General features: G+C 62.4%; 23 protein-coding genes. 19 read left to right on the top strand and 4 right to left on the bottom strand.

The window, feature by feature from the left end:
* Window positions 1-72 precede the first annotated feature (72 nt).
* Together R6G97_RS02740 and R6G97_RS02735 are read right to left on the bottom strand one after the other, a co-directional pair.
* Window positions 73-1,293, bottom strand: a complete 1,221-nt coding sequence (locus R6G97_RS02740; protein ID WP_090344062.1) for a CaiB/BaiF CoA transferase family protein — start codon at window positions 1,291-1,293, stop codon at window positions 73-75.
* Between the two features lie 14 nt (window positions 1,294-1,307).
* Window positions 1,308-2,489 (bottom strand): acyl-CoA dehydrogenase, encoded by a 1,182-nt coding sequence (locus tag R6G97_RS02735; RefSeq protein WP_317847761.1) that lies wholly within the window; start codon window positions 2,487-2,489, stop codon window positions 1,308-1,310.
* 163 nt (window positions 2,490-2,652) lie between these two features.
* On the opposite strand from R6G97_RS02735, the gene R6G97_RS02730 reads away from it, so the two are divergent.
* From R6G97_RS02730 to R6G97_RS02685, 10 genes are all read left to right on the top strand, one after another.
* Entirely contained in the window at window positions 2,653-3,570 is a 918-nt protein-coding gene (locus R6G97_RS02730) for a LysR family transcriptional regulator (RefSeq protein ID WP_043207782.1), read from the top strand.
* A gap of 419 nt (window positions 3,571-3,989) precedes the next feature.
* Entirely contained in the window at window positions 3,990-5,111 is a 1,122-nt protein-coding gene (locus R6G97_RS02725) for a Re/Si-specific NAD(P)(+) transhydrogenase subunit alpha (protein WP_317847760.1), read from the top strand.
* Window positions 5,112-5,122: 11 nt separating this feature from the next.
* Window positions 5,123-5,437: an NAD(P) transhydrogenase subunit alpha gene (locus tag R6G97_RS02720; protein WP_023631272.1), complete on the top strand. Its 315-nt coding sequence runs from the start codon at window positions 5,123-5,125 to the stop codon at window positions 5,435-5,437.
* Window positions 5,438-5,439: 2 nt separating this feature from the next.
* Window positions 5,440-6,876, top strand: coding sequence for an NAD(P)(+) transhydrogenase (Re/Si-specific) subunit beta (locus tag R6G97_RS02715; RefSeq protein WP_043207776.1), 1,437 nt, complete (start codon window positions 5,440-5,442; stop codon window positions 6,874-6,876).
* A gap of 204 nt (window positions 6,877-7,080) precedes the next feature.
* A complete protein-coding gene (locus R6G97_RS02710; protein ID WP_043207773.1) occupies window positions 7,081-8,574 on the top strand; it encodes an acetyl-CoA hydrolase/transferase family protein in 1,494 nt (497 codons plus the stop codon).
* 375 nt (window positions 8,575-8,949) lie between these two features.
* On the top strand, window positions 8,950-9,165 hold the full coding sequence (locus R6G97_RS02705; protein WP_043207772.1) for a DUF1127 domain-containing protein: 216 nt from the start codon (window positions 8,950-8,952) through the stop codon (window positions 9,163-9,165).
* A 294-nt stretch (window positions 9,166-9,459) separates the two neighbouring features.
* A complete protein-coding gene (locus tag R6G97_RS02700) occupies window positions 9,460-9,777 on the top strand; it encodes a DUF2388 domain-containing protein (protein WP_043207771.1) in 318 nt (105 codons plus the stop codon).
* Between the two features lie 168 nt (window positions 9,778-9,945).
* Entirely contained in the window at window positions 9,946-10,239 is a 294-nt protein-coding gene (locus R6G97_RS02695) for a DUF2388 domain-containing protein (protein ID WP_043207769.1), read from the top strand.
* Between the two features lie 36 nt (window positions 10,240-10,275).
* Window positions 10,276-10,596, top strand: coding sequence for a DUF2388 domain-containing protein (locus R6G97_RS02690; protein WP_043207767.1), 321 nt, complete (start codon window positions 10,276-10,278; stop codon window positions 10,594-10,596).
* A complete protein-coding gene (locus R6G97_RS02685; RefSeq protein ID WP_317847759.1) occupies window positions 10,593-12,551 on the top strand; it encodes a DUF7844 domain-containing protein in 1,959 nt (652 codons plus the stop codon). The genes R6G97_RS02690 and R6G97_RS02685 overlap by 4 nt, the downstream gene beginning before the upstream one ends.
* A gap of 33 nt (window positions 12,552-12,584) precedes the next feature.
* Here the strand turns inward: R6G97_RS02685 and R6G97_RS02680 are convergent, their stop codons facing one another.
* Complete coding sequence (locus R6G97_RS02680) at window positions 12,585-12,986, bottom strand: GFA family protein (RefSeq protein WP_317847758.1); 402 nt, start codon at window positions 12,984-12,986, stop codon at window positions 12,585-12,587.
* Window positions 12,987-13,255: 269 nt separating this feature from the next.
* Between R6G97_RS02680 and R6G97_RS02675 the strand changes: the two genes are divergently transcribed.
* The 9 genes from R6G97_RS02675 (at window position 13,256) to R6G97_RS02635 (ending at window position 23,518) form a co-directional block, all read left to right on the top strand.
* On the top strand, window positions 13,256-14,563 hold the full coding sequence (locus R6G97_RS02675) for a CitMHS family transporter (RefSeq protein WP_043207764.1): 1,308 nt from the start codon (window positions 13,256-13,258) through the stop codon (window positions 14,561-14,563).
* Window positions 14,564-14,632: 69 nt separating this feature from the next.
* A complete protein-coding gene (locus R6G97_RS02670) occupies window positions 14,633-15,403 on the top strand; it encodes a TerC family protein (protein WP_043207762.1) in 771 nt (256 codons plus the stop codon).
* Window positions 15,404-15,656: 253 nt separating this feature from the next.
* A complete protein-coding gene (locus R6G97_RS02665; RefSeq protein ID WP_043207760.1) occupies window positions 15,657-17,315 on the top strand; it encodes a Na/Pi cotransporter family protein in 1,659 nt (552 codons plus the stop codon).
* Between the two features lie 33 nt (window positions 17,316-17,348).
* Window positions 17,349-18,755 carry a M16 family metallopeptidase gene (locus tag R6G97_RS02660; RefSeq protein WP_102082116.1) on the top strand — a complete coding sequence of 469 codons (1,407 nt, stop codon included), beginning with the start codon at window positions 17,349-17,351 and terminating at the stop codon, window positions 18,753-18,755.
* Window positions 18,756-18,859: 104 nt separating this feature from the next.
* Window positions 18,860-19,882, top strand: a complete 1,023-nt coding sequence (locus R6G97_RS02655) for a DUF5924 family protein (protein ID WP_043207757.1) — start codon at window positions 18,860-18,862, stop codon at window positions 19,880-19,882.
* Between the two features lie 149 nt (window positions 19,883-20,031).
* Entirely contained in the window at window positions 20,032-21,165 is a 1,134-nt protein-coding gene (locus R6G97_RS02650) for an ABC transporter permease (RefSeq protein ID WP_043207755.1), read from the top strand.
* On the top strand, window positions 21,162-21,956 hold the full coding sequence (locus tag R6G97_RS02645; RefSeq protein WP_043207753.1) for an ABC transporter ATP-binding protein: 795 nt from the start codon (window positions 21,162-21,164) through the stop codon (window positions 21,954-21,956). Before R6G97_RS02650 ends, R6G97_RS02645 begins: the two co-directional genes overlap by 4 nt.
* A gap of 3 nt (window positions 21,957-21,959) precedes the next feature.
* The gene (locus R6G97_RS02640; RefSeq protein ID WP_182942110.1) at window positions 21,960-22,898 is read left to right on the top strand and encodes an MlaD family protein; all 939 of its coding nucleotides are present in this window, start codon (window positions 21,960-21,962) and stop codon (window positions 22,896-22,898) included.
* On the top strand, window positions 22,895-23,518 hold the full coding sequence (locus tag R6G97_RS02635; RefSeq protein ID WP_043207750.1) for an ABC-type transport auxiliary lipoprotein family protein: 624 nt from the start codon (window positions 22,895-22,897) through the stop codon (window positions 23,516-23,518). Before R6G97_RS02640 ends, R6G97_RS02635 begins: the two co-directional genes overlap by 4 nt.
* Here R6G97_RS02635 and R6G97_RS02630 read toward each other — a convergent pair.
* On the bottom strand, window positions 23,500-24,729 hold the full coding sequence (locus R6G97_RS02630; protein WP_043207747.1) for a nucleoside recognition domain-containing protein: 1,230 nt from the start codon (window positions 24,727-24,729) through the stop codon (window positions 23,500-23,502). The genes R6G97_RS02635 and R6G97_RS02630 overlap by 19 nt on opposite strands.
* Between the last annotated feature and the right edge of the window lie 11 nt (window positions 24,730-24,740).

Genomic DNA, 24,740 nt, shown 5'->3' with positions numbered 1-24,740 from the left:
TCCGGCTGAAAAGCAAAGCGGGGAGGCCTGACGGCCTCCCCGCTTCTCTATATAGAGAGGGTAGGGAGAACTTCATATCACTCCGGCGCTTCTCAAACGCAGCACCGCTTCGATATCCATACCCAACACCTCCTCCAACACAGCGTTAGTATGCTCACCGAGCAATGGCGGCGCCTGACGATACTCGACCGGCGTCTCGGACAAACGAATGGGACTGGCCACCTGCGGTACGCTACCCGCTAGCGGGTGAGCAATATCGAGCGCCAAACCACGCGCCAGCACCTGGGGATCCTGGAACATCTGCGCCAGGTCGTTGATCGGTCCGCAAGGCACGCCTGCCTTTTCCAACTCACTGACCCATTCAGCCGTGGTCTTGAACACCGTGGCCTGGCGAATCAACGGAATCAGCTCGGCACGATGGGCCACACGCTGTTTGTTGGTGGCAAACCTCGGGTCGTCTGCCCACTGTGGCTGGCCAGCCACTTCGGCAAACTTACGGAACTGCCCATCGTTGCCAACGGTGAGAATGAAGTTGCCATCCGCCGTCGGGAAATCCTGGTAAGGCACGATATTAGGATGTGCATTGCCCAACCGCCGTGGCGGGGTGCCCGTAGTCAGGTAGTTCATCGCCTGGTTGGCCAAGCAGGCCACTTGAACATCCAGCAACGCCATGTCCACGTGCTGACCGACGCCGGTCTGATCGCGATAGGCGAGGGCAGCCAGGATCGCCACTGTCGAATACAACCCCGTCAGGATGTCGGTCAAGGCGACCCCCACCTTGATCGGTCCCGCGCCTTCTTCACCTTCCGGGCGGCCGGTCAGGCTCATCAGCCCGCCCAACCCTTGGATCATGAAGTCATATCCGGCGCGCTTGGCATAAGGACCAGTCTGACCGAAACCGGTGATCGAGCAATAGATGAGCTTGGGATTGACCGCCTTCAGGCTCGCATAGTCCAGCCCATAGGCCGCCAAGCCGCCCACCTTGAAGTTCTCGATGACGATGTCGGACTTCGCCGCCAGCTCACGCACCAGGCGTTGGCCTTCAGGCTGGGTGAAGTCAATGGTAACCGACCGCTTGTTTCGGTTGGCCGACAGGTAATAGGCCGCTTCGCTGGTGTTCTCACCCTGGGCGTCCTTTAGGAAGGGCGGCCCCCAGGAACGGGTATCGTCCCCTGTGCCTGGGCGCTCGACCTTGATCACATCAGCCCCAAGGTCGGCAAGGATCTGACCGGACCAAGGGCCCGCCAGCACGCGCGAAAGATCCAGCACCCGCAGATGTGATAGCGCCCCCATGGCCAGCTCCTTTATCAATAGAACGCCTGGATTCCAGTCTGGGCACGACCCAGGATCAGCGCGTGCACATCGTGGGTACCTTCATAGGTGTTGACCACCTCGAGGTTGACCAGATGGCGGGCCACACCGAACTCGTCGGAAATACCGTTGCCACCGAGCATGTCACGCGCCATACGGGCGATGTCCAAGGCCTTGCCGCACGAGTTGCGCTTCATGATGGAGGTGATCTCCACCGCTGCGGTACCCTCGTCCTTCATCCGCCCCAAGCGCAGGCAGCCCTGCAGCGCCAGGGTGATCTCGGTCTGCATGTCGGCCAGCTTCTTCTGGATCAGCTGGTTGGCAGCCAACGGACGGCCAAACTGCTTGCGGTCGAGCGTGTATTGGCGAGCGGTGTGCCAGCAGGCCTCGGCTGCCCCCAGGGCGCCCCAGGAGATGCCATAGCGGGCGGAATTCAGACAGGTGAACGGGCCTTTCAGACCGCGCACTTCAGGGAACATGTTCTCTTCCGGCACGAACACGTTGTCCATGGCGATCTCGCCGGTGATCGAGGCCCGCAGGCCGACTTTGCCGTGAATTGCCGGCGCGCTCAGGCCTTCCCAGCCCTTTTCAAGAATGAAGCCGCGGATGTCGCCGGCATCGTCCTTGGCCCATACCACGAAGACATCGGCGATCGGGCTATTGGTGATCCACATCTTGCTGCCGGTGAGACGGTAGCCGCCATCGACCTTGCGCGCGCGGGTGATCATCGAACCCGGATCGGAGCCGTGGTTCGGCTCGGTCAGGCCGAAGCAGCCGATCCACTCACCGGCGGCGAGCTTGGGCAGGTACTTTTGTTTCTGTGCCTCACTGCCGAACTCGTTGATCGGCACCATCACCAGCGACGACTGAACACTCATCATCGAGCGATAGCCAGAGTCGATGCGCTCCACCTCACGGGCAATCAGGCCATAGCACACGTAGTTCAAGCCGCTGCCGCCGTATTCGACCGGGATAGTGGCGCCGAGCAGGCCGACTTCGCCCATCTCGCGGAAGATCGCAGGATCGGTCTGCTCGTGGCGGAAGGCCTCCAGCACACGGGGCGCCAGCTTGTCCTGGGCGAACTGATACGCGCTGTCACGGACCATGCGCTCTTCTTCAGTGAGCTGCTGGTCCAGCAGCAGCGGGTCGATCCAGTTGAAGCTTGCTTTACCGGCCATGAGCGAATACCTCGAAATAGAGAAGCTGAGTTTCTTGTGCCTTGATCCTAGGCCCGATCGGCCGTCTGGACAAACGAGGATTGCGCACCGTTTAGTGATATTTTCTCACTTCGAAAAACTGAAAAATCCTAGATTCAACGGCTGACAAGTGAGGTTGACGTACATGCGCCGCAAGATTCCCAGCACCACGGCATTGGTCTGCTTCGAGGCGGCGGCACGCCACGAGAGCTTCACCAAGGCCGCTCAGGAATTGGCCCTCACCCAGGGTGCCGTTTGTCGGCAAATCGGTGGCTTGGAGGCTTTTCTGAATGTGGAACTGTTCCGCCGCTCTCGCCGCGGGGTGAAGTTGACCGAGGCGGGCTTGTCTTATAGTCGCCAGGTCGCGGCGCAGCTCGATGCGGTCGAGCGCGATACCTTGTCGGTAATGCGTCAGCAGGGTGCGAACGTGATCGAGCTGGCCGTGGTGCCGACTTTCGGCACGCAATGGCTGCTGCCGCGCCTGAAGGACTTTCAGGAGCGTCACCCGGACGTCACGGTGAACCTCACCAATCGCACGCGACCGTTCCTGTTCGCCGATACCGCCTTCGATGCCGCCATTTATTTCGGAGACGGGGACTGGTCCGGCACCCAATCCCATCGACTGATGGGCGAAAACCCCGTGCCGGTGTGCAGCCCGGCGCTACTGGAGGGGCAGGGCAGCCTGGAGCCGCGACGCATCGCCGAGTTACCACTGCTGCAACAGACCACCCGACCCTACGCCTGGCGGCAATGGTTTGGGCATCTGGACATGAATGTTGAGCGCGACATGACAGGCCCGCGCTATGAGCTATTCTCAATGCTCGCCCAAGCCGCCATGCACGAGATGGGCATCGCCCTGATTCCGCCGTTCCTGATCCAGCGTGAGCTGGAGGAGGGCAGGCTGGTCATCGCGAACCGCCACGCTCTGGCCAGTGCCAAGGCCTATTACCTGATGATTCCAGACCGCAAGGTTGAATCGGCATCGCTGCGCGCTTTCCGCGATTGGCTGGTGCAACAGGCCGACCACTACACCGCGACCCATCGTGACGCCACGAAAACCTGACCCTGTAGTTAATTATTTTAAACACCTACAGATATAAGGATTTGTCGCCAATTAGAAAACTGTTCAGGTTGCATTAAAAATGCCTTCAAACCGTGCAACCACGCGGCTTTCAGAGCTTATTTGCGACATCCACGAACGCATCCGCGAAACGCCTACAAAAAATTGCAGTTTTTACCTTAATCTCCGAATACCCTGTGTTTGACGGGCCGCTTTCGGCTTGTTGCGACATACGGTCACAGGGTGACTTGTAGTTTTGGCTTCGTATCGCTTCAGAACCGGTTGAAGCCCCTTCGGTTCGTCTGCAAAATGCTCGACCCGCCCCGGAACCGGCGGGTTCATGCTGAACGGCCGCACCAGACGCACCACCCGAAGTGCGCTGGCTTCAACAAAGACAAAAGGTCACCGCAGGAGAATAAGTCGTGCACATTGGTGTTCCTCTCGAGACGCAGACGGGCGAAACGCGGGTCGCCGCCACCCCGGAAACCATCAAGAAGCTGGTTGGCCAGGGTCATCAGGTCACCGTCCAACGGGGGGCAGGGCTCAATGCCAGCATTCCGGACAGTGCCTATGAGGCCGCAGGCGCTTCCCTGGGCAATGCCGCCGATGCCTTCGGCGCGCAATTGGTGCTCAAGGTCGTCGCACCCAGTGATCAGGAGCTTGCGCAGATCAACAGCGGCACGCTGCTGGTGGGCATGCTCAACCCGTTCAACAACGACATGATCGCCAAGATGGCCGAACGCGGTATCACCGCCTTCGCCCTCGAGGCTGCGCCACGCACTTCCCGTGCCCAGAGCCTCGACGTGTTGTCATCCCAGGCCAACATTGCCGGGTACAAAGCCGTGTTGCTGGCGGCCCATTACTATCCGCGCTTCATGCCGATGCTGATGACTGCTGCCGGTACGGTAAAGGCGGCTCGAGTGCTGATTCTTGGCGCCGGCGTCGCGGGCCTTCAGGCCATTGCCACAGCCAAGCGTCTCGGTGCGGTGATCGAGGCGTCGGACGTACGCCCGGCCGTGAAGGAGCAGATTGAGTCCTTGGGCGCCAAGTTCATCGATGTGCCCTACGAGACCGATGAGGAGCGCGAATGCGCCGAAGGTGTCGGTGGCTACGCCCGTCCCATGCCAGCCAGCTGGATGCAACGCCAGGCCCAGGCCGTGCACGAACGCGCCAAGCAGGCCGATATCGTCATCACCACCGCGCTGATTCCCGGGCGCAAGGCACCGACACTGCTCAGCGCCGAAACCGTCGCGCAGATGAAGCCCGGTGCCGTGGTCATCGACCTGGCCGCCGCCCAAGGCGGTAATTGCCCGCTGACCGTAGCGGATCAGGTGGTAATGGCAGAGGGCGTTACCATCGTCGGCCCGACCAACCTGCCAGCCCAGGTCGCTGCCGATGCCTCGGCGCTGTACGCACGCAATCTGCTGGACTTCATGAAGCTGCTGTTCGACAAGGACGGCGCGCTGGTGATCAACCTCCAAGACGACATCGTCGCCGCGTGCCTGATGTGCCGCGACGGCCAGGTCGTGCGCAAGAACGGTTAAGGAGCACGACAATGGAAGACATGCTGATTTCCCATGGCATCTACAACCTGATCATCTTCGTGCTGGCCATCTATGTGGGATACCACGTGGTCTGGAACGTCACCCCAGCGCTGCATACCCCGCTGATGGCCGTCACCAACGCCATCTCCGCGATCGTCATCGTGGGCGCCATGCTGGCCGCCGCGCTGACTGTGACCCCGGCAGGCAAGGTCATGGGTACCCTGGCCGTGGCCCTGGCGGCGGTCAATGTGTTCGGTGGCTTCCTGGTCACCCGTCGCATGCTGGAGATGTTCAAGAAGAAAACCAAGAACGAGGGGCAGAAGTAAGCATGAGCATGAATCTGGTAACGCTTCTCTACCTGGTCGCCTCCGTCTGCTTCATCCAGGCGCTCAAGGGCCTGTCGCACCCGACCACTTCGCGCCGGGGTAACCTGTTCGGCATGATCGGCATGGGGATCGCGATCCTCACCACGGTCGGCCTTATCTACAAGCTGGGTGCAGAGCTGGCGACTGCCGGCATCGGCTACGTGATCGTCGGCTTGTTGATCGGCGGCAGCGCCGGTTCGATCATGGCCAAGCGCGTCGAGATGACCAAGATGCCGGAGCTGGTGGCCTTCATGCACAGCATGATCGGTCTGGCAGCGGTGTTCATCGCCATAGCCGCGGTGCTCGAGCCGCAGTCGCTGGGCATCGTCGCCAGCATCAGCGACCCGATCCCCACCGGTAACCGCCTGGAGCTGTTCCTCGGTGCGGCCATCGGTGCGATCACCTTCTCCGGCTCAGTCATCGCCTTCGGCAAGCTGTCAGGCAAGTACAAATTCCGCCTGTTCCAAGGCGCACCGGTACAGTTCACCGGGCAGCACAAGCTGAACTTGATCCTGGGCCTGGCCACCATTGCCTTGGGCCTGCTGTTCACCTTCACTGGCCATTACAGTGCCTTCACCCTGATGCTCGCCTTGGCGTTCATCATGGGCGTGCTGATCATTATTCCGATCGGTGGTGCCGACATGCCGGTGGTGGTGTCCATGCTCAACAGCTATTCGGGCTGGGCAGCGGCCGGTATCGGCTTCTCGTTGAACAACTCGATGCTGATCATTGCCGGCTCCCTGGTCGGCTCCAGCGGTGCGATCCTCTCGTACATCATGTGCAAGGCGATGAACCGTTCGTTCTTCAACGTCATCCTCGGCGGCTTCGGCGCCGATGCCGATGCCGGCGCCAGCGCAGGCTCCCAGGAGCAGCGTCCGGTGAAGTCCGGATCGGCCGACGACGCGACCTTCCTGCTGAGCAACGCCGACAGCGTGATCATCGTGCCTGGCTACGGCCTGGCAGTGGCCCGCGCCCAGCACGCGCTCAAGGAACTGACCGAGAAGCTGACCCATAACGGCGTGACCGTTAAGTACGCGATCCACCCAGTGGCGGGGCGCATGCCTGGGCACATGAACGTGCTGTTGGCCGAAGCCGAGGTGCCGTACGACCAGGTCTTCGAGATGGAAGACATCAACGCCGAGTTCGGCCAGGCCGATGTGGTGCTGGTGCTGGGCGCCAACGACGTGGTCAACCCGGCAGCGAAGAACGACCCCAAGTCGCCGATCGCCGGCATGCCGATCCTCGAGGCGTTCAAGGCCAAGACCATCATCGTCAACAAGCGCTCCATGGCCAGCGGCTACGCAGGCCTGGACAACGAGCTGTTCTACCTGGACAAGACCATGATGGTGTTCGGGGATGCCAAGAAGGTGATCGAGGACATGGTCAAGGCCGTGGAATGATCACCAGACTCACCTGCACTTATATATAGAAGCGCAGGCAATCCCCTAAAACCCCTGGGTGTCATGCCCGGGGGTTTTTCGTTTGCATGATCCAGATCAACGGCTCTAAATCCAGTCTTCGCCTACGACCATGGTCGCGGGACGGCAACGGGCGAAATCTCTAGACTGCGCTCCAGTAGCTTCAGTAGCCCGAGATAACAATCCATGTACCGTGATCGTATCCGCTTGTCCTCCCTGCATAGCAAGGTAATGAGTGCGGCTGATGCCGCTGGCCTGATCCAGGACGGCATGACCGTCGGCATGAGCGGCTTCACCCGCGCCGGCGAAGCCAAGGCCGTGCCGCATGCCCTGGCCGAACGTGCCAAGCAGTCGCCCCTGAAGATCAGCCTGATGACTGGCGCCAGCCTGGGCAACGACCTGGACAAGCAGCTGACCGAGGCCGGCGTGCTCGCCCGCCGCATGCCGTTCCAAGTGGACAGCACCCTGCGCAAGGCCATCAACGACGGCCAAGTGATGTTCATCGACCAGCACCTGTCGGAAACCGTTGAGCAGCTGCGCAACCAGCAGCTCAAGCTGCCGGACATCGCGGTCATCGAGGCCGTGGCGATCACCGAGCAAGGCCACATCGTTCCAACCACGTCCGTAGGTAACTCGGCCAGCTTCGCGATCTTCGCCAAGCAGGTGATCGTCGAGATCAACCTGTCGCACAACGCCAACCTCGAAGGCTTGCACGACATCTATATCCCGACCTACCGCCCGACTCGCACCCCTATTCCGCTGGTTAAAGTCGATGACCGCATCGGCAGCACCGCAATCCCGATCGACCCGGCCAAAATCGTTGGCATCGTGATCAGCGACCAACCCGACTCGCCGTCCACCGTGCTGCCGCCGGACGACGAAACCCAGGCCATCGCCGACCACCTGATCGACTTCTTCAAGCGTGAAGTGGATGCCGGCCGCATGACCAACAAGCTCGGCCCACTGCAGGCCGGCATCGGCAGCATCGCCAACGCGGTCATGTGCGGTCTGATCGAGTCGCCGTTCGAAGACCTGACCATGTACTCCGAAGTGCTGCAGGACTCGACCTTCGATCTGATCGACGCCGGCAAGCTGCGCTTTGCCTCGGGCAGCTCGATCACCCTGTCGACCCGCCGCAACGCCGATGTGTTCGGCAACCTGGAGCGCTACAAGGACAAGCTCGTCCTGCGTCCACAGGAAATTTCCAACCACCCCGAAGTGGTGCGTCGCCTGGGCATCATCGGTATCAACACCGCGTTGGAATTCGACATCTATGGCAACGTAAACTCCACCCACGTCTGCGGCACCAAGATGATGAATGGCATTGGCGGCTCCGGCGATTTCGCCCGCAACGCCCATCTGGCCGTATTCGTCACCAAGTCGATCGCCAAAGGCGGCGCGATCTCCAGCGTAGTGCCGATGGTCAGCCATGTGGACCACACCGAGCATGACGTGGACATTCTCGTCACCGAGCAAGGCCTGGCTGACCTGCGCGGCCTGGCCCCGCGCGAGCGCGCACGAGCGATCATCGATAACTGCGTGCACCCGGACTACCGCGCCGCGCTGAACGACTACTTCGACCGCGCCTGCCAGCGTGGCGGCCACACCCCGCACATTCTGCGCGAGGCGTTGAGCTGGCACGAAAACCTAGAAGAAAGCGGTCGCATGCTCGCCAGCTGATCCAGCACAGCCTGCCTGGACCTGTCGCGGGAGCAGCCCCATCCTCACCTCTGTGGGGGTGGGCTGCTCCCGCGATTGCATTCGGACCTACACAGTCTGTTGGCTTGCCCGCCTTTAACTCACAAAAACTGTACTACTGTACTGGTAAAAACGTCGATTTTGTGTTGACACGAAATCGGAGCGCGCTGTTTTTGCACCAAACAAGTGCGCACCGGTACAGTTTCGCCAATTTCAGGTGCAACAGTCGGCTTAGACAGTTAACTGAGTGATCGCAATACTGGTGAACTGTATCTACTGTTCTGGACGACGGAGGAGGATCATTGGCATCAGTTAAATCACTACCTAATGCCGCCATAAGCGGAAGGATGACACATCATGGAACGTACCCTCAGTTCCGATCTGGTTTTCGAAAACAACGCTCAAGCCTCCAACGCTTCGCTGCCTCTGCGCGCCCTGTCGACCTTGCTGCTGTGGCAGCGTCGTATCAGCAGCCGTCGTCAGCTGGCTCGCCTGGACGGTCGTCTGCTGGCTGACGCCGGTATCACCGAGTCCCAGCGTTACGAAGAGCTGAGCAAGCCGTTCTGGCGCTAAGCCCGGGCTCGCTGGCCTCGGCCGGCGCCCTAGAATTTCAAAAGCCCGTCGTGGGAAACCGCGACGGGCTTTTTGTTTGCAGGGCTCTAGTGCGCGTACCACAGCGCAAACCAGCACAGTTTTGAATAGCAGAGAATCGACCAGTACAGCTGCGCACAAAGCCCGTCCAGTTAACCTCTGCACCGCCGCCGCGTGATACGCTTCGTTCAGCCGCTTGGTTGAAAGCATCGCGAGCGATCAAACGTGCGGCAGATAACCAGAATCACCCAGACCCTTACGCAGGAGTCCACGACCATGTCCCGTAAACACCTCATCGGCGCCGCCCTGTTGCTGGCCCTGGCCGGCACCGCCAACGCCACCAGCTTCGTCGTCACCACCGACACGGTCGTGCGCGGCGTAGCCGCCTCCACCGACGCTACCTCCGATCTCTCTTCGTCGTTCCGTGACAGCAAGATCGTCCAGGCTGCCCGCGACGATGCCGCGACCTTCGTCGGCAGCGAAGGCGCAATCCGCGGCGCCAAGCTTGAAAGCGCGTTCATCCATATCCGCCAGCAGCTGCCAAGCCTGCAGGCAAGCGACGCGCAACTGGCCCAGGCCATCCTCGCGCTCTGACACTGCTTACCGAGCGCGGGTAAGCCCCAAGAAGCTGCCAAGTGCCAGTGGAAGGGGCTTTACCCGCGAGAGGGCTGCACATCGGCCCCATTCAAACCGGACACACTGGCCTTGGCCGACGTATCCGGGGTAGCCTTCGCCGTTCACCTCCGTCGCCTTCAGAACTCCATGCGTTATTCGTTGCCGTTACTGTTCGCCCTTATCGGCGTGGGAAGCGCCCATGCCATGGATGTCACCACCCAGAGCCTGGTCGCCAGCAGTTACGTCACCAGCAAGGTGACCTCCGCGCCGTTCGACCGCAAGCTGGTCATCCAGGCCCGCGACGACGCCGCAGCCTTCGTGGCCACCGACGGCCAGATCCGCGGAGCACGCCTGCAGGCGGCACTCGATTCGCTGCGTCATGCCCATGCGTACCATTGTGTCGGTGACCGTGAACTGGCCGAGGCAATTCTCGTCCAATAAACATGTCTGACTCCTTGTATCTTCCGGAGATGCTCCATGCGTAAACCGCTGATCGCCGCTGCCCTCGGCATGCTGCTGCTGGCCGACCTGGCCCAGGCACAAACCCTGGTGGCCACCAGCAATATCATCGTCCGTGCCTTTGGCCGTTCGATCGATTTCACCTCTGACACCACGACGTCCATCCGCGACTCCAAAGTGGTGCAACAAGCCCACGATGACGCCGCCAGTTTCGTCGCCAGCAATGGCGAGATCCGCGGCGCTCAACTGGAGGCCGCCTTCGACACCCTTCGCCAGCGCGTCCCAGAAGCACGCGATGCCAGCGACCAGGTTCTGGCCGAAGCCATCCTCGCTCTGTGAACCACGTGCGTGCCTGGCTGCTGGGCTGCGTCCTGACGCTGCTCGGCACGCCCGCCCTGGCTGGCCTGCAGCTCGAGCTGCAGGTCAGTGGCCTCGACCCACAGCAGCAGCAGGCCTCCCAAGCCCTGCTCGACGAGGCCATGGGCAAGCTTCCCCCCCGCTTCAAGCAACAGCTGGATCGACGCATCCAGGTCAGCTGGAGCGAGCGTATGCCTACCGACGCCTATGGACAGGCCTCGCCGGTCGCGACGCTTGAGCTCAACCGTCGCCTGCTGCCCAGCCTCACCGATGGCAGCGCGGCCAAAAAGAAGACCGACCGTCCTCACGGCACGGTCCGGCAGGAGCTGCTGGCGACCGTGCTTCACGAGCTGACACACATTTACGACCGCGCCCGCCTGTGGCCTGAAGCCGAACGCCAGCTGATCACCCGCTGCAAGCGCCAGCAGGACACCTTGGGCAAGATCGGCCTGCCTGAGCAGTGCCGAGGCCAGGCTGAAAGGCGCTTTACCCTGAGCGACGACCCGCGCCTGCTCGATTTGGCCGGATGGCAGCAATATGTCGGCCGTCGCGGCGATCGCGAGCAACACAATGGCCAGCTGGCCCGCAGCCCTGACAGCTATGAATTGAGCAGCCCCAAGGAGTTCGTTGCGGTCAACATGGAGTACTTCCTCCTTGACCCGAGCTACGCCTGCCGCCGCCCCGCCCTGAATCAGTACCTGCGCGACCACTTCGGCTGGGCCCCACAGCAGAACACTTGCGTCAGCGGTCTGCCATTTCTCAATGCCGGGACCGATTTCGCCCGCCAGCCTCTGGGCGAAATCGACCCGCAGCGGGTCTATGAAGTCGATTACCTACTGGCCGAAGCCAACCAGAACTGGGTGAGCCGTTGGGGCCACAGCATGTTGCGCCTGGTGATCTGCGCCCCAGGCAGGCCTCGTGGCCCAGACTGCCGGCTGGATCTGGACCAACACTTGGTGCTGTCGTACCGGGCATTCGTCAATGACGTGCAGTTGTCCAGCTGGGACGGCCTGACCGGTGCCTACCCTTCGCGATTGTTCGTGCTGCCACTGAGCCAGGTGATCGACGAGTACACCAAGACCGAACTGCGCAGCCTGGCGTCGATCCCGCTCAAGCTCAGCCGTCAAGAGGTTGAAAGCCTGGTGCGCCAGGCTGCGGAGATTCACTGGAGCTATGACGGCAACTATTACTTCCTGTCCAACAATTGTGCGGTCGAGTCCCTGAAACTGCTGCGCAGTGGCACTGGCAATCCACGGCTGAACGATCTGGACAGCATCATGCCCAACGGCCTTCTGGAAGTACTCAAAGGGCGAGGGCTGGCCGATACCAGTGTCCTGGATGACCCACGTGAGGCCCTGCGCCTGGGCTATCGCTTCGATTCCTACCGCGAGCGCTACCAGGCCATGTTCGATGTGCTGAAGAAGCAGCTGCCGATCAAGCAGAACAAAGTCGAAGACTGGCTGGCCCTGGATGCCAAGGACCGCAGTACCTGGTTCCAGCAGGCAGACCTGCGCACCAGCGCCGCGTTGCTGCTGCTCGAACAGGCCAGCCTTCGCCGCCAGCTGCTGCTGGCCCAGGACGAGGTCAAACAGCGCTACCTGAACGCCACCGCCCTCAAGGACGGCAGTATCTCCAAGGCCAACGACACCTTGCAGAAAATGCTCGCCAACAGCGGCTTCCTCAGCCGCCCGGCGGAGTTGCTGGAAAACAAGGGCTACGGCTTGCCCCAGCCAGAAGAACGCAAGCAGCTCGAGAAGATCAGCAGCGAGCGCCAGGCCCAATTGCTGCGCCTGAGCACCGACCTGGACAAAGAAGTTAGGGCATTGCTCGAGCCTTCGCGGGCCCAGGAGATCGCGGCGGTAGAGGCCAATGTGAAGCAGATCGGCGTGCATCTGCGGGAATTGCACAAAGCCGCCGGCGGTTTGCAGCTTCCCTGATACCGCTCAGGTTGGTGGGGCTGTTTCCGGCCTTCAAAGGCTCTCCTGCGCCTTTCCAGGCAAATCCTCATCCAGATGCAACCAAGGCAACCGGCTGCTGGTCCAGATGTGCCGATTGGCACGTACGCGCTCCGGGTGGTCCAGGGTCGCCACCGTCACGTCGATGCTTGCGGGGCTGTGTAGCGTCAGCAACGCCACATGAGCCCCGCAGTTGGTGCAAAAGTAACGGCTGCAACTGGCCGGAGCGACATAACAGCCCGGCGTGCCCGTCAACCATCTGAAATCGTCACGAGGCAAGGTCAGCCAGGTCACCACCAGACCTCCGCTGACCCGCCGGCAGATCGAGCAGTGGCAATGGGCGACATCTGTAAGATCGCCTTGCAACCGATAGCGCAGGGCGCCGCAATGGCAGCCACCTTCCATTACATCGGTCATCGGCACTACCTCCTGTCGCCTGGTTTCAGCCGAAAGCTGGCTGAAAGCTTCCGCCAATAGGATAGCCCCACCACCGGCAGCAGACCGGTCAGCCAGGGCACCCGGAAGTTTCCGCGCCCGGCCCAATCAACAACAACAATGGTGATACCCGATGTTTTCCTGTGCCCGCCTGTTCGCTATACCTCTCCGGCTACTCCCCGCGCAGCGCCTGACGCGCTGACCCGCCCGAATCGACTTTCCTTTCGCAGCGCACCGCCTGGAGTACCGCCATGCTGACCTTCCTCGGCTTCGCCATGGTCATTTCGTTCATGTACCTGATCATGACCAAGCGCCTGTCGGCCTTGATCGCCCTGATCCTGGTACCGATCCTGTTCGCCCTGTTCGGCGGCTTCTACAGCCACATCGGCCCCATGATGCTCGAAGGCATCAGCAAGCTCGCGCCCACCGGCGTCATGCTGATGTTCGCCATTCTCTACTTCGCCCTGATGATCGACTCCGGCCTGTTCGACCCGGCCGTGCGCAAGATCCTCAAACTGGTCAAAGGTGACCCGCTCAAAGTGTCGGTCGGCACCGCGGCGCTGGCTCTAGTGGTCTCGCTCGACGGCGACGGCGCCACCACCTACATGATCTGCTGCGCCGCCATGCTGCCGCTCTACAGCCGCCTGGGGATGAGCCCGCGGATCATGGCCGGCCTGATCATCCTCGCTGGCGGCGTGATGAACATGACCCCGTGGGGCGGCCCCACCGCGCGTGCCGCCAGCGCCCTGCATGTCGACCCGTCCGACATCTTCGTGCCGATGATCCCGGCCATGGCGTTCGGCGTGGTGGCGATCCTGGCCATCGCTTACCTCTACGGCAAGCGCGAACGGGCTCGCCTGGGCGAACTGCACCTGCCCACCGACGACATCGACCACAGCGAAATCACCGTTTCGCAGTTTCCGGAAGCCCGTCGACCGAAGCTGATCTGGTTCAACGGCGCCCTGACCGCTGCGCTGATGGTCGCCCTGATCGCCGGCGCCTTGCCGCTTCCGGTGCTGTTCATGATCGCCTTCAGCATCGCGATGATCGTCAACTACCCATGCCTGCAACAGCAAAAAGACCGCATCGCTGCCCACGCCGGCAGCGTGCTGGCCGTGACCGGGCTGATTTTCGCCGCCGGTATCTTCACCGGCATCCTCTCCGGCACCGGCATGGTCGAGGCCATGTCCAAGAGTCTGCTGGCGGTGATTCCCGATGCACTCGGGCCGTACCTGGCGGTGATCACGGCGATCGTCAGCATGCCGTTCACCTTCTTCATGTCCAACGACGCCTTCTATTACGGGGTTCTCCCGGTACTCTCCGAAGCGGCCAGCCACTATGGCATCACTCCGGTGGAAATGGCCCGCGCGTCGATCGTCGGACAGCCGGTACACCTGCTGAGCCCCTTGGTACCCTCTACCTACCTGCTGGTGGCCCTGGCGGGTATCGAATTCGGCGATCATCAGCGCTTCACGCTCAAGTGGGCAGTGCTCGTGTGCCTGTGCATAATGCTCGCCGCGCTGCTCATGGGGATTTTCCCGCTGTTCAGCAGTCTGTAAGAAACGCGCACTATTCAACCGCGACGCACCCGCTTGGGTGCGTCGCCCTTATCGTTCAAAGGAAAACACATGGAATGGCTGACCAGCCCGGAAATCTGGGTTGCCTTTTTTACTCTTACGGCGCTTGAGATCGTTCTCGGTATCGACAACATCATCATGATCTCGATCCTGGTCAGCCGCATGCCCAAGCACATGCAGCCGCGCACGCGGATCTTCGGCCTGGCCCTGGCCATGGTCACCCGCATCATGCTGCTGCTGTCGATCACCTGGGTGATGCGCCTGACCGACGACCTGTTCGTCATCTTCGAGCAGGGCATCTCGGGGCGTGACCTGATCCTGTTCTTCGGTGGCCTGTTCCTGCTCTGGAAGAGCTCCCAGGAGATCTACCACGGCCTCGAAGGCGAGGACGAAAACGCAGAAGAGCCCAAGGGCGCAGGCGGCAAGTTCTTCTACACCATTATCCAGATCGCCATCATCGATATCGTGTTCTCGCTGGACTCGGTGATCACTGCCGTGGGCATGGTCTCCCACGTACCGGTGATGATCGCCGCGATCATCGTTGCCGTGCTGGTGATGATGCTCTGTGCAGGCACCATCAGCGAGTTCATCGACAAACACCCGTCGCTGAAGATGCTGGCCCTGTCGTTCCTGATCGTGGTCGGTACCGTGCTGATTGCCGAATCCTTCGACGTGCATGTGCCAAAGGGCTACGTCTACTTCGCCATGGCGTTCTCCCTGGCGGTCGAGGCGATCAACATCCGCATGCGCACCGCCTTGGCACGAAAGCAGGGCAAGGAGCATGAGCCGGTGAAACTGCGCAAGGACATTCCGGGTCAATAAGATCAGGAAGCGCAAGAAAGAAAGGGCCCTTCGGGGTCCTTTCTCGTTTCTGGCGCGAAGTTTCCTTGGGTTGATGACAGCCCTTTCATGACTCAAATGTTTCAAATGCCTGGCGAGCATGCGAAGCTGGCGGCAGGTCCGCAAAACAACTAAAGCTTCAGTGAGCCCCAAAAACAGCCCACCCCCGGGCCCGGCTCACAGCTTCACCTATTGGCCCCAGCCTGGGGCACAAGGCAACAAGGGGGCCCAGAACATGCTGACCCTGCTCAACCTGCTGTCCGCCGTGGCCTTGCTGGTGTGGGGCACGCATATCGTACGTACCGGCATCCTGCGCGTGTACGGCTCAAACCTGCGTCGTGTGCTCAGCCAGAACATGAGCAAGCGCCCACTGGCCTTCATCGCCGGCATCGTGGTCACCGCCATGGTGCAGAGCAGCAATGCCACCGCGATGCTGGTGACCTCGTTCGTGGGGCAGGGCTTGATGGCCATGACGCCGGCACTGGCGATCATGCTGGGCGCCGACGTGGGCACCGCGCTGATGGCGCGGGTGCTGACCTTCGACCTGTCGTGGCTGTCGCCGCTGCTGATCTTCCTCGGGGTGATCTTCTTCCTCTCGCGCAAACAGACCCGCGCCGGCCAGCTCGGGCGCGTGGGTATCGGCCTGGGACTGATCATCCTGGCCCTGCAATTGATCGTGCAGGCCGCCGCGCCAATCACCCATGCCCAGGGTGTGCGAGTGCTGTTCGCCTCGCTGACCGGCGACATCATGCTCGATGCCCTGGTGGGCGCGCTGTTCGCCCTGGTGTCCTATTCCAGCCTGGCCGCCGTACTGCTCACCGCCACCCTCGCGGGCGCCGAAGTCATCAGCCTGCCGGTGGCGATCGGCCTGGTGGTGGGCGCCAACATCGGCAGCGGCCTGCTGGCCTTCTTGACCACCAGCATGCAGAACTCCGCCGGCCGCCGGGTCGCCCTGGGCAGCCTGCTGTACAAGCTGATCGGCCTGGTGTTGATCATTCCCGTGCTGCATCCGCTGGTGGACTGGATGGACTCGCTGAGCTTCAGCCCCCAGGAACTGGTGATCGGCTTCCACCTGCTCTACAACACGTTGCGCTGCCTGGTCATGCTGCCCACAGTCAAACCCATGGGCCGGTTATGCAGTTGGCTGCTGCCAGAACGCGAGAACGGCAATGGACCGATCAAGGCACGCCACCTGGACGCCACCGCCTTGGGCACACCGAGCCTGGCCCTGGCCAACGCTGCTCGCGAGACGCTGCGCCTGGGAGATATCGTCGATAACCTGCTCGAAGCCATGCTCGGCGCGCTGCGCGGCACCCAGACCGCACTGCCTCAGCAAGTGCGTGCCCTGGGCGAGGATGCCGAAGCCTTGTACAGCGCCATCAAGCTGTACTTGGCACAAATGTCCCGGGAAGACCTGAGCGAACAAGACAACCGCCGCTGGGCAGAGATCATCGAACTGGCCATCAACCTAAAGCTCGCCAGCGACCTGATCGAGCGCATGTTGCGCAAGGTCCAACAGCAAAAGACCTCGCAGCGCCGAGAGTTTTCCCAAGTCGGGCTGGAAGAACTCACTGGCCTTCAGGAGCAATTGTTGGCCAACCTGCGCCTGGGCTTGTCGGTGTTTCTCAGCGCAGACCCCGAGAGTGCGCGTTTGCTGCTGCGCGAGAAGCGCCGTTTCCGCGCACAAGAGCGGCGCCTGGCCCACGCCCATGTCAGTCGTCTGCAACGTAAAGTGGTGCAAAGTATCGAGACCAGTTCGCTACACTTGGAGCTGATCGCCGACATGAAGCGATTGAACTCTTTGTTCTGCAGCAGTGCCTATGTCGTACTGGGCGGCGCGGATACGGGCGGACTTCTGCTCGACAGCGTGCCGGACGAGGCCCGCCTGTCCTGAAATTCGCACACACCTGGAGACCCGAGCTCGCCGATGCGTTGCCTGATGTTCGTTTGCCTGCTGATCTGCAGCCTGCCCTCGTTTGCCCTCGATCGTTCGCGGGTAGAGGGTTATCTGTTGCCCAATGGCCTGCAGGTGATCCTCAAGTCCGGCTATGAGCGCGATCACGTGGCCATTCGCCTGGTGGTCGGCGTCGGCCTGGATGACTTCGACTGCGACCAGAAGGAACTGCCGCACCTGCTTGAACACCTGCTGTTCAGCGGCATCGACGACACCGGCGAAGGGGGCCTGGAAGAGCGCCTGCAATCGCTGGGCGGCGAGTGGAATGCCTACACCAGCAGTGCCGACACCACCTTCGTGATCGAAGCGCCCGCGCGCAACCAACGCAAGGTCCTCGACCTGCTGCTGTCAGTGATCCGCGATACCCGCATCGACGCCACGTCCTTGGAGACAGCGAAAAAGATCATCGAACGCGAGGACGGCGGCCATTACGGCCACCTGCAACGCTGGCTCGACCGCCAGGACATCGGCCACCCAGGCAGCGACCAATTGGCCGTGGAGCTGGGCCTGAAGTGCGCCGAGCGCTCCAACCTCGAGGACATGACCCTCGAGCAGGTGAAAACCTTGCGCGAACGCTGGTATGCCGCCAACAACATGACCCTGATCGTGGTTGGCGGCCTGGACCGCCTGCTGCCGGCCTACCTGGAACGCACCTACGGCGAACTGCCGGCCACCGAGCCGGGCGAACGTCGAAACCTCGACACCATCACTCAACAGGCCGAACAACGCCGCGACCTGACCCGCGGCTGGCTGGGGGACAGCGTCAAACTGCACTGGCTGTTCATCGAACCTGCGGCCGACAACGACCAGAACGCCACCCTCGATCTGCTCTCGCGCTATCTGGACTGGGCCCTGTACGACCAGTTGCGCCTGCGCCATGGCTTGTCCTACGGACCATCGGTGCGGCGCGAAAGCTTCGGCGATACCGGCATGCTGGCCTTAAACGCAGACCTCGAGCGACAGGATGTCGACCAGGCGATCAAGGTAATGGAGCAGTTGTTCGATCATCTGCGCAAGAACGGCCTGGACCCGGACACCTTCGCTCGCATCAAGGACGCAGCCATCGCCCGGGAAAACTGGAGCACCCAGGGCAACAGCGCTTTGGCGGACTATTACTGGGGTGCGCTCAACGACTACAACGACGGGCGCTTCCGTGACCCGGCGCGCAAGCTGCGCCAGGTGAGCCTCAAGCAGGCCGATGCCGCCTTGCGCGCCTTACTCAAGGAGCCCGGCTACTTGCGCATCGAAAAGCCGCTGCTGGGCTTCGACGAACTCTATGGGCTACTCGCTTTGCTGCTGGGAGTAATCCTGGCCGTTGGTCTGCTGCGTCTGCGACGCCATCGGGCAGCTGAGCCCGACGACGCTACACGCAAGCCCTGATTTGGCAGTATCCTGCGGCATCATCTTGCCAGTTCCATCCTGTCGCGAGCTTTTACCGCGATAGGGCCTGCCTGGCCTCACTCACGTTCTTGTCTGTTGCGTCCATGCCCCCGATACCCCATTTCGTCATCCGCGTGATCGAGCTGCTCAAGCGCTACCCCGGCGTCATCGCGCTGGGCGGTTTCTTGTCCGGCATCGGCAGTTTCATCCTTGTCGATCGCCAGGCCAGCCTGGCCAGCTGGGTTGCCGTGCTCATGCTGGTCAGCTGGGTCTGGCTGATGCTGGAGAATACCCTGACGGGCTTGTTCGCTAAGGTGTTCAAGCGCGAGATCCCACAGCCATTGCTGCGTTACGCGACACAGATGATCCACCAGGAGAGCCTGTTCTTCGTCCTACCGTTCTTCTTCATCACCACCACCTGGAACAGCGGCCAGCTGGTGTTCACGGGCTTGCTCGGCGCGGCCGGCCTCATCTCGATCATCGACCCGCTGTACTACAAGTGGCTGGCGCCCCGACGCTGGCTGTTCCTGGCGTTGCACACCCTGACGCTGTTCGCCGCCTTGCTGACCGCGTTGCCGATCATCCTGCACCTGACGACCGCGCAAAGCTTCAAGCTGGCATTGATTGCCGCAATGGCGCTGTCGTTCCCGAGCCTGGCCAGCAGTTTCCCGATCAACAACTGGCGCCGCGCGGTGGCGTTGGTGCTGGTGACGCTGACGGTCGGCGGCGGCGGTTGGCTGTTGCGCTCCTGGGTACCTCCGGCGACCCTGTGGATGACTGAAGTGGCCGTCAGTACTGAAGTGCAGAACCGCCAGCCCGGCGACTCTCTCGAAGAAGTCCCCGTCAGTCGCATCCGTAGCGGTGGCCTGTACGCCTACACCGCCATCAACGCCCCGCGCGGCCTGAACGAGCGCATCTATCATGTGTGGCAGTTGAACGGCAAAGAAGTCGACCGCATCGCCCTGGACATCCACGGCGGGCGTAAGGAAGGCTATCGAGCCTGGACCCACAAGCAGAACTTCCCACCCAACCCGGTGGGCAAGTGGCAGGTGAGGGTACTGACCGAGGATGGCCAGGTGATTGGCGTGCTGCGCTTCAAGGTGCTCGACGACGCACCAGCCCAGTGATGCTTGGGCGCGACTGTCTCGTGTTGCTTTCACCGATATGTTCGCGGGTGAACCCGCGCCCCCAGTGCCGGTGGCAAGCGACAGCCCAGCAGCCCCAGCCGCTCTGGTGCGCTATGATCTGAGTCGACGCCTCGCGCCCTGTCAGATGCATGGAGCCTATGACCACCCCCAGCGCTACCCTGGACACCAGCAGCCAACCGGCCTGCCTGCGCATCGCCGGTGATTGGACCTTGGCCCACTACGCCAGCCTCAAGCGCGAGAGCGAACGGTTGCGCTCACAGTATGGCGACGACACGATCGCCGACCTGAGCCAGCTGGGTCGACTCGACACCGCTGGCGCCTCGCTGCTGGCCGAGTTGCTCGGCTCAGAGCGCCTGTCGCATTGCACCCATGACCTCCCCGAAGCCAGCCGCGCCTTGCTAAAGAACGTCTACTGCTCGGTGCAGGACTACTGCATCCCGGTCAAGGAAGCCGAGCGCCCCGTCTTGCTGCTGTTGCTCGAGCGCATCGGCTGCGCCGTCGCCACCCTCTGGGAGGACACCCGGCAATTGCTCGGCTTTATCGGCCTGATCCTCGAGACGCTCGCTCGCAGGGCCTGGCAGCCTCACCGCTGGCGGGTTACGCCGGTGGTCGCGCACATCGAGCAGACCGGCCTGGACGCCGCACCGATCGTGGCACTGCTGACCTTCCTGGTGGGCGCGGTGGTGGCGTTTCTCGGCGCCACGGTACTGGCGGATTTCGGCGCTACGGTGTTCACCGTGGACCTGGTAGCGTTTTCCTTCCTGCGGGAGTTCGCCGTGCTGCTGACCGCCATTCTCATGGCCGGACGCACCGCCAGCGCCTTTACCGCACAGATCGGCTCGATGAAAGCCAATGAAGAAATCGATGCCATCCGCACCCTGGGGCTCAATCCCATCGAACTGCTGGTGGTGCCGCGGGTGCTCGCCTTGCTGATCTCCCTGCCGCTGTTGACCTTCGTCGCGATGATCTGCGGCATCGTCGGCGGCGCCGTGGTCTGTGCCCTGTCCTTGGATATCTCGCCAGCGATGTTCCTTTCGCTGCTGCAGAGCGACATCGGCGTGCAGCATTTCATCGTCGGCCTGGTCAAAGCACCGTTCTTCGCCTTCCTGATCGCCGCCATTGGCTGCCTGGAAGGCTTCAAGGTCAGCGGCAGCGCCGAATCGGTGGGGGCGCACACCACCTCCAGCGTGGTCCAGTCGATTTTCGTGGTGATCGTGCTCGATGCGGTGGCCGCACTGTTCTTCATGGAGATGGGCTGGTGAGTGGCGTACCAGACGCAGTGATCGAAGCCCGGGGGCTATGCAACCGATTCGGCACCCAGAGCGTGCACGAGAATCTCGACCTGGACCTGTACCGCGGCGAAATCCTCGCCGTGGTCGGTGGCTCGGGCAGCGGCAAGTCGGTGTTGCTGCGCAGCATCATCGGGCTGCGCCGGCCCAACGAAGGGCAGGTCAACGTATTCGGCCAGGACCTGGCCACCCTGAACAGCGAGCAGCGCTCCCTGGTGGAACGACGCTTCGGCGTGCTGTTCCAGAAGGGCGCGCTGTTTTCCTCGCTCACGGTCACCGAGAACGTGGCCTTGCCCTTGATCGAGCACGCCGGCCTCTCGCGCGCCGACGCAGAGCACCTGGCGGGGGTCAAGCTGGCCCTGGCCGGCCTGCCGATCTCCGCCGCCGACAAGTATCCGTCCTCGCTGTCCGGCGGCATGATCAAGCGCGCCGCCCTGGCCCGCGCCCTGGCGCTCGATCCGGACATCCTGTTCCTCGACGAGCCCACCGCCGGCCTCGACCCGATCGGTGCCGCCGCATTCGATCAATTGATCCTGACCCTGCGCGATGCCCTGGGCCTTTCGGTGTTCCTGATCACTCACGATCTGGACACGCTCTATACCATCACCGACCGGGTCGCGGTGCTGTCACAGAAAAAGGTCCTGGTGGCCGGCCCCCTGGCCCAGGTCGAGCAGACCGACGATCCCTGGATCCACGAGTACTTTCACGGCCCGCGCGGGCGGGCGGCGGAACAGGCCGCCGCTGGCGCCGGGCAGGAGCGCTGAACAATGGAAACCCGAGCTCATCATGTTTTGATCGGCCTAGTCACCGTCCTGGTGGTGGCCGGCGCCATGCTGTTCGGCCTATGGCTGACCAAGTCGAGCGTCGATGACACCTTCAAAGACTACGAAGTGGTGTTCAACGAAGCGGTGTCCGGCCTGTCCCGGGGCAGCCCGGTGCAGTACAACGGCATCAAGGTCGGCGACGTCAGCACCCTGCGCCTGGACCCCAAAGACCCGCGCCGGGTTCTGGCCCGCATCCGCCTGAGCGCCGACACGCCGGTCAAGGAAGACACCCAGGCCAAGCTGACGCTGGCTGGCGTCACCGGCAACTCGTTCATCCAGCTCAGCGGTGGTACGCCGAAAAGCCCTGAGCTCAAGGGCAAGGACGGCAAACTGCCGGTGATCGTCGCCTCACCATCGCCCATCTCGCGCCTGCTCAACGACAGCAGTGACCTTGTGACCAACATCAACCTGCTGCTGCACAACGCCAACCAGATGTTCTCCGATGACAATATCGAGCGCCTGAGCAACACCCTGGCGAACCTGGAGCAGACCACCGGCACCTTCGCCAGCCACAAGGGCGGTATCAGCCAAGCCATCGATCAATTGGCCCAGCTCGGCAAACAGGCCAATGCCACCTTGGCCGAGACCCAGGCCTTGATGCGCAACGCCAACAGCCTGGTCGGCAGCGAAGGCAAGCAGGCCATCGACAGCGCTGAACAGGCCATGCAGTCGCTGGCCGAGAGTACCCAGACCATCAACCAGATGCTCAATGACAACCGCGAGGCCATCGACGGTGGCGCCCAGGGCCTGAATCAACTGGCGCCGGCCATCCGAGAACTGCGCGAAACCCTCAACGCGCTCAAGGGCATATCCCGGCGTCTGGAGGCCGACCCGAGCGGCTATCTGCTGGGCCGAGACAACAACAAGGAGTTCCAGCCATGAGACCGACGCTGCGCCTTCTGGCTTGGGCCGCCACCTTGAGCCTGGCCACCGCCTGTTCGATCCTGCCCAAGACCGAGCCAGTGGACACCTATCGCCTGCCCGTGAACCAACCCAGCCGAACCGCCAGCGCGCTGGACTGGTCGTTGCGTCTGAACAAGCCCCTGGCCAGTGAGGTCTTGGCCACACCCCGTATCGCAGTGATCCCCCAGGGCGATGTGATCAGCAGCTACAAGGGCGCACGCTGGAGCGATCCAGCGCCCTTGCTGATACGCAACCGCTTGCTCGACGGTTTCCAGCGCGACGGACGGGTGCAGCGCCTGAGCGCCGATGACAGCAACCTGCAGGCCGATTACGAGCTGGCCGGCGAGTTGCAGGCATTCCAGAGCGAGTACCGTGCACAGGACACGGTGGAGGTGGTGGTGCGCTATGACGCGCGCCTGGTGGACGGACGCAGCCAGCGCATCCTTGCCAGCCATCGCTTCGAAGTGCGCCAGCCGCTGGCCGACAAACAGGTGTCAGCGGTAGTGGCGGGGTTCGGCAATGCCAGCGACCAGCTGGTAGGGCAAGTGGTGAACTGGACCGTCACCCAGGCCGGCCAGGCTCAGGCGAAGAACCAGTAGCAGACCAAAATCGCCGCGATCACCCCGGACAGCTCGGCGAGCAGGGCGCACCCCACGGCGTGCCGCACCCGCTGGATGCCCACCGCGCCGAAGTACACCGCCAGCACATAGAAGGTCGTCTCGGTGCTGCCCTGCACCGTCGCCGCCACTAGGGCAGGGAAGCTGTCGACGCCGTGGGTCTGCATGGTCTCGATCAGCATGGCGCGTGCCGCGCTGCCAGAGAACGGCTTGACCAGCGCCGTGGGCAGACCCTCGACGAAACGGGTGTCCAGGCCGATCCACTCTACTGTGTGGCGAATGCCATCCAGCGCCAACTCGAGGGCGCCGGACGCACGCAGCACACCGACCGCGCACAGCATGGCGACCAAGTAGGGCAGCAAGCCCTTGGCCACATCGAAACCTTCCTTGGCGCCCTCGACGAAGGCCTCGTAGACCTTGACCCGCCTCAGCGCACCAATGACCAGGAACAGAATGATCACGCCGAACAATGTCAGGTTGCCCAGGATCGACGACAGACTGGCCAGCGCCGTTGCCGAGAGGGTGCCGAGAAAAGCCATGAACGCCCCCAGCAACAAGGCGCCGGGCACCAGGTAGGCGAGCACCACCGGGTCCCACAGGCGCAGGCGCTGCATGACTGCCACCGAGAGCAGGCCGACCAGGGTCGAAGCACTGGTGGCCAGCAAGATCGGCAGGAACACCAAGGTCGGGTCCATGGCCCCTTGCTGGGCGCGGTACATGAAGATCGTCACCGGCAACAAGGTCAGGGACGAGGCATTGAGCACCAGGAACAGGATCTGCGCATTGCTCGCGGTGGTGCTGCTGGGGTTGAGCTCCTGCAGGGCGCGCATGGCCTTCAGGCCGATGGGTGTTGCCGCGTTGTCCAGGCCCAGGCCGTTGGCGGCGAAGTTCATGGTGATCAGGCCTAGGGCAGGGTGCCCAGGCGGCACTTCCGGCATCAGGCGAGCGAACAAGGGCCCCAGGACCTTGGCCAGCCACTCTACGATACCGGCCTGTTCGGCGATTTTCAGGAAGCCCAGCCAGAGAGTGAGGGTACCGAACAGCAGGACCATGACCTCCACCGACAGCTTGGCCATGGCGAAGATGCTCTCGACCATCGCCGCGAAGATGCCGGCATTGCCGCCCACCAGCCATTGGGCCAGGGCGCTGACCGCCGCCACCAGGAAAAAGCCGAGCCAAAGGCCGTTGAGCATCCGTGTGTTCC

The sequence above is a fragment of the Pseudomonas sp. HTZ2 genome, assembly GCF_033173945.1.
Lineage (GTDB): Bacteria > Pseudomonadota > Gammaproteobacteria > Pseudomonadales > Pseudomonadaceae > Aquipseudomonas > Aquipseudomonas guariconensis.
The sequence above is the reverse complement of the archived record's forward strand: the minus strand, read 5'-3'. Positions and strand labels throughout refer to the sequence as shown.